Source organism: Rhodococcus sp. NPDC003348 (assembly GCF_053589375.1).
Map to the genome: position 1 here is coordinate 1 of NZ_JBSFRT010000089.1, position 4,364 is coordinate 4,364.

The 4,364-nt window shown below is 67.9% G+C and carries 3 protein-coding genes; 1 reads left to right on the forward strand and 2 read right to left on the reverse strand.

Annotated elements, in window-relative coordinates; genetic code table 11:
• Positions 1–29: 29 nt before the first annotated feature.
• Entirely contained in the window at positions 30–2,582 is a 2,553-nt protein-coding gene (clpB, locus tag ACWDU4_RS28190) for an ATP-dependent chaperone ClpB (RefSeq protein ID WP_450117258.1), read from the reverse strand.
• Positions 2,583–2,679: 97 nt separating this feature from the next.
• Positions 2,680–2,868: a hypothetical protein gene (locus ACWDU4_RS28195; protein WP_450117259.1), complete on the reverse strand. Its 189-nt coding sequence runs from the start codon at positions 2,866–2,868 to the stop codon at positions 2,680–2,682.
• A gap of 320 nt (positions 2,869–3,188) precedes the next feature.
• Here ACWDU4_RS28195 and ACWDU4_RS28200 point away from each other — a divergent pair.
• The coding region (locus ACWDU4_RS28200; RefSeq protein ID WP_450117260.1) for an NADP-dependent isocitrate dehydrogenase at positions 3,189–4,364 on the forward strand (1,176 nt) is incomplete at its 3' end.

Genomic DNA, 4,364 nt, shown 5'->3' on the forward strand with positions numbered 1-4,364 from the left:
GCGACCGAATGGTCGCGCACCACGATCGATCAGCCGAGCACCAGCCCTTCACCGTCCTCCGAGGCGTTGACCGCGACGGTGTCGCCGTCGTGCACCTCCCCCGCGAGCAGCTTCTTCGCGAGCTGGTCGCCGATCGCCTGCTGGATCAGCCGGCGCAGCGGCCGCGCCCCGTAGAGCGGGTCGTAGCCACGCACCGCCAGCCACATCCGCGCCGCAGGCGACACGTCCAGCGTGAGCCGGCGTGCCTGCAGCCGCGTGGACAGCTGGGCCAGCTGGATGTCGACGATCGACTCGAGCTGCTCCTCCGACAGCGGCTCGAAGATCACGACGTCGTCGAGTCGGTTGATGAACTCCGGCTTGAACTTCGACCGCACCGCCGCCATCACCTGGTCCCGGTCACCGCCCGCCCCGAGATTCGAGGTCAGGATCAGGATGGTGTTGCGGAAGTCGACGGTACGGCCCTGCCCGTCGGTCAACCGGCCGTCGTCGAGCACCTGCAGCAGGATGTCGAACACATCCGGGTGCGCCTTCTCGACCTCGTCGAACAGCACGACCGTGTACGGCCGTCGCCGCACCGCCTCGGTCAGCTGGCCACCGGTCTCGTAGCCGACGTACCCGGGAGGCGCGCCGACGAGGCGAGCAACCGAGTGCTTCTCGCTGTACTCGGACATGTCGATCCGGACCATGGCGCGCTCGTCGTCGAACAGGAAGTCCGCCAACGCCTTCGCGAGCTCGGTCTTGCCGACGCCGGTGGGGCCGAGAAACATGAACGAGCCGGTCGGCCGGTTCGGGTCGGCGACCCCGGCCCGCGCCCGGCGCACCGCGTCGGACACGGCCTGCACGGCCTCGGCCTGGCCGACGACGCGCTTGCCGAGTTCGGTCTCCATCCGGAGCAGCTTGGCGGTCTCGCCCTCCATCATCCGGCCGGCCGGGATGCCGGTCCAGGCCGCGACCACGTCCGCGACGTCGTCCGGTCCGACCTCCTCCTTGAGCATCACGTCGCCGTCGGATGCGCCGCCGGACGCCTCGACCGCGGCGTCGAGTTCCTTCTCCAGCGCCGGGATCCGGCCGTACCGCAGCTCGGCGGCCTTGCCGAGATCGCCGTCGCGCTCGGCACGCTCGGACTCGCCGCGCAGCACCTCGAGCTGTTCCTTGATCTCGCGGACGGAGTCGATGGCCTGCTTCTCGTTCTGCCAGCGCGCGTTGAGCTGGCTGAGCTTCTCCCGGTCGTCGGCCAGTTCCTCGCGGAGCTTGGCCAGACGGTCCTGGGAGGCGGCGTCGGTCTCCTTGGTCAGCGCCATCTCCTCGATCTCGAGTTGGCGCACCTTCCGCTCGACCTCGTCGATCTCGACCGGACGGGAGTCGATCTCCATCCGCAGCCGCGACGCGGCCTCGTCGACCAGGTCGATCGCCTTGTCCGGCAGGAACCGGGAGGTGATGTAGCGATCCGAAAGGGTCGCCGCCGCAACGAGAGCCGAGTCGGTGATGCGCACACCGTGGTGCACCTCGTACCGTTCCTTGAGGCCGCGCAGGATGCCGACGGTGTCCTCGACCGACGGCTCGCCGACGAGAACCTGCTGGAAGCGGCGCTCGAGAGCGGCGTCCTTCTCGATGTACTGGCGGTACTCGTCCAGGGTGGTGGCGCCGACCAGCCGCAGCTCACCACGGGCGAGCATCGGCTTGATCATGTTGCCGGCGTCCATCGCCGACTCCCCGGTCGCGCCGGCACCGACAATGGTGTGCAGCTCGTCGATGAACGTGATCACCTGACCGGCCGAGTTCTTGATGTCGTCGAGGACGGCCTTGAGCCGTTCCTCGAACTCACCGCGGTACTTGGCGCCCGCGACCATCGAACCGAGGTCGAGGGAGATGACGGACTTACCGCGCAAAGACTCCGGGACGTCGCCCGCGACGATGCGCTGCGCGAGGCCCTCGACGATGGCGGTCTTGCCGACACCGGGCTCACCGATGAGCACCGGGTTGTTCTTGGTGCGACGGCTCAGCACCTGCACGACACGGCGAATCTCGGTGTCGCGGCCGATGACCGGGTCGAGCTTGCCTGCCCGCGCGGCGGCGGTCAGGTCGGTCGAGTACTTCTCCAGCGCCTGGTAGCTGCCCTCCGGGTCGGGACTCGTCACCCGCGCGCTGCCGCGGACCGCGGTGAACGCCTCCCGCAGTGCCTGCGGGGTGGCGCCGTGACCGACGAGCAGTTTCGCGACGTCGGAGTCACCGGACGCGAGTCCGAACAGGACGTGCTCGGTGGAGACGTACTCGTCGTCCATCTCGGTGGCGAGGTGCTGGGCGGCGGTGATCGCCGCGATGGCCTCCCGACCGAGCTGGGGCTGCGTGGTTGCGCCGGTGGCGCGCGGCATCCGGTCGACGAGCGTCTGCGCCTCGCGGTGCACGACGGTCGGGTCGACGCCGACGGCCTTGAGCAGCGGCGCGGCGATGCCGTCGGTCTGATCGAGCAGTGCCACCAACAGGTGCGCCGGACGGATGTCCGGGTTCCCGGCGGCGGATGCCGACTGGAGCGCTGCTGTCAGGGCAGCCTGAGTCTTGGTGGTCGGAGAGAACGAGTCCACTGGTCACCCCTTCGGGAAAACGTAGGTCGTGCCTCGAGCCTAGGCCGTCGAGGCGCTGTCACAGAGACCAACGCACGAAAGGTTGAGTCTGTTCCGCTCAATTTACCTGACGAGGACTGGTGAGCCCCTGACCGACCGAGACCGACGCCTCGTCCGAGTCCACACCGAGGCCCCGGGTCCCCCGGTCGCACGCCGCATCGTCGGTTGGGGTGATCTCGCCCTCCGTGGTGAAGTCCGGGACCGCGACGGCGTCCCCGGCCGCGAGCAGGTGCCTCCTCGGCAGCACCCATCCCTCCCGCGGATAATGGCAGATGTATCCGGTGGGGTATCGGGCCAGGCAGTCCTGGTGCTCACGTGTTCGGTGAAAACCTCCCCTGTCGGCTCCGCCGGCTGCGTCACCACGGGCTGCAACGACGGCACCCCGCGATCCGGCCCCGAGACGTAGCCGCTCGAGCGGGCCCGTCGACCTGGAAACCGGGCAAACCCGGACGGCGCCGACACCACCGAGACCCCGATGCTCGATACTGGCAACGGCCATCACCCCGTGGCCTGACCTGAGCCGTGGACACCGACACGTGTCCGGCCGAGACGGGAGCAGAACAGAACATGAGCGTGGAACAACCAACCATCATCTACACGCTGACAGACGAAGCGCCGATGCTCGCCACCCACGCCTTCCTGCCGGTGATTCGCACCTTCGCCGAGGCAGCCGGGATCAATGTCGAAACCAGCGACATCTCCGTGGCCGCCCGCATCCTCGCGGAGTTCGGCGACCACCTGACCGAAGAGCAGCGGGTGCCGGACAACCTGGCCGAGCTGGGCCGGCTGACGCAGCTGCCCGAGACGAACATCATCAAGCTGCCGAACATCAGCGCCTCCGTCCCGCAGCTTCTCGCTGCGATCAAGGAGCTCCAGGCGCACGGCTACGCGCTGCCCGACTACCCCGAGAACCCGAAGACCGCCGAGGAAAGCGAGATCAGGGACCGGTACACCCGGTGCCTGGGAAGCGCGGTGAACCCCGTTCTCCGCGAAGGCAACTCGGACCGCCGCGCACCGAAGGCCGTCAAGGAGTACGCCCGCAAGCATCCCCACAGCATGGGCGAGTGGTCCCCGGCGTCGCGCACGCACGTTGCGCACATGCGGCACGGCGACTTCTACCACGGCGAGAAGTCGATGACCGTCGACGGCGACCGTGAGGTGAAGATGGAGCTGCTGACCACCAGCGGCGAGGCCATCGTCCTCAAGCCGAAGGTGTCGCTCACCGACGGCGACGTGATCGACAGCATGTTCATGAGCAAGAAGGCGCTCATCGAGTTCTACGAGGAGCAGATGGAGGACGCCTACAAGACGGGCATGATGTTCTCCCTGCACGTCAAGGCGACGATGATGCGCGTGTCCCATCCGATCGTCTTCGGCCACGCCGTGAAGGTCTTCTACAAGGACGCCTTCGCCAAGCACGGTGCGCTGTTCGACACGCTGGGTGTGAACGTCAACAACGGCCTGTCCGATCTGTACAGCAAGATCGAGTCTCTCCCGAGCGCGCAGCGCGAGGAGATCATCGACGACCTCCACAAGTGCCACGAGAAGCGTCCCGAGCTGGCGATGGTCGACTCGGCGCGCGGCATCTCGAACTTCCACTCCCCCAGCGACGTCATCGTCGACGCCTCCATGCCCGCGATGATCCGGGCCGGCGGCAAGATGTACGGCGCCGACGGCCGGCCGAAGGACACCAAGGCGGTGAGCCCCGAGTCCACCTTCTTCCGGATCTACCAGGAGATGATC